We start from the raw sequence: 1,235 nt of genomic DNA, 5'->3' as shown, positions 1-1,235 counted from the left end.
TGTAGTGGTCAACTAATCCCGGACACGACTTTAAATTTTTCCTCGGCCCGCGCTGGAGCCAACCCATCGTTGAATTGATGAGGCCGAATCCAGTTGTAGCGATGCATCAAAAAATGGCTGATATCGCGCTGTGCTTCCTGCGCAGTTCGATAGCCCACGGTCGGTATCCACTCTGTTTTCAAGCTGCGAAATACGCGCTCCATCGGTGCGTTATCCCAGCAGTTTCCTCGTCGACTCATGCTCTGGCGCATGCGGTATCGCCACAACCGCTGGCGAAAGAGTCGGCTTGCATATTGCGAACCCTGGTCCGAGTGGAATAGCAGATCCGAAGGCCTGCCACGCTGCTCGTAAGCCATATCCAGCGCTTTGATCACCAGCTCAGCGTCTGGCTTTTCCGACAGCGCCCAGCCCACGATCCGACGCGTACAAAGATCCATGACGACAGCCAGGTAATGCCACTTTCCTTGAGCCCAAATGTAGGTGATATCGCCGCACCAGACTTGATTGGGCGCTGGCACGTCGAACTCGCGGTTCAATGTGTTCGGGATATCCAGTCTTTCTACTGTCGCTCGTTTGTAGGCATGGGAGCCGGGTTGTTTGCTGACTAAATCAAGCTCGCGCATCAAGCTACGCACTTTGAATCGACCGAGTTGCTCACCGTCTTCACGCATCAGCGACAGGATGCTGCGACTGCCCGCAGAGCTGCGACTTTGCGAGAACAGCTCACTGACGCGACTACGCAATCGAAGCCGTTCAACATCGGGCGTGCGGCGCCGCTGGCGCTGGGCGTAGTAACACGAGCGAGTGACGTCAAACACCTTGCACAGCCAATCAACCGGCTCATGTGCGCTCAACTGGTCAATCAGCGCGAACGCTCGTGATCTTCCGACATCAAGAGCGCGGTAGCCTTTTTTAGTATTGATTTCTCTCGCTCAAGCCGAGCAATCCGGGCTTCCAGCTCCTGAATTTTTTGCTGTTCCGGAGTCAGTGCCTTGCTCTGCGGGGTGACGCCTTTATGTTCTTTCTGAATCTGGTCAACCCAGCGGCGCAATGCCGACTCACCAATGCCGAGTGAACGGCTGGCTTCGATGTAGCTGTAGTTTTGTTTGAGCACAAGGTCGGCAGCCTCGCGCTTGAATTCAGGAGTAAAGGAGCGGCGTTGTTTGGTCATCTGACACCTCGATCTGGCGAGCATTCTCGCCTAAATGGGTGTCCGGTTTCATTAGACCACTACA

The 1,235-nt window shown here is 54.9% G+C and carries 1 protein-coding gene; it reads right to left on the bottom strand.

Annotation, left to right across the window (positions count from 1 at the left end):
- Positions 1-8 precede the first annotated feature (8 nt).
- Positions 9-1,171, bottom strand: a protein-coding gene (locus AC3WQN_RS25420) for an IS3 family transposase (RefSeq protein ID WP_103402428.1) whose coding sequence is annotated in 2 segments (ribosomal slippage) — positions 9-916 and positions 916-1,171 — 1,164 coding nt in all. Because the reading frame shifts where the segments join, the coding sequence is not laid out codon by codon here.
- Positions 1,172-1,235 lie beyond the last annotated feature (64 nt).

The sequence above is a fragment of the Pseudomonas sp. FW300-N1A1 genome, from assembly GCF_058789115.1.
This window is presented reverse-complemented; position numbering and strand designations above follow the sequence as displayed.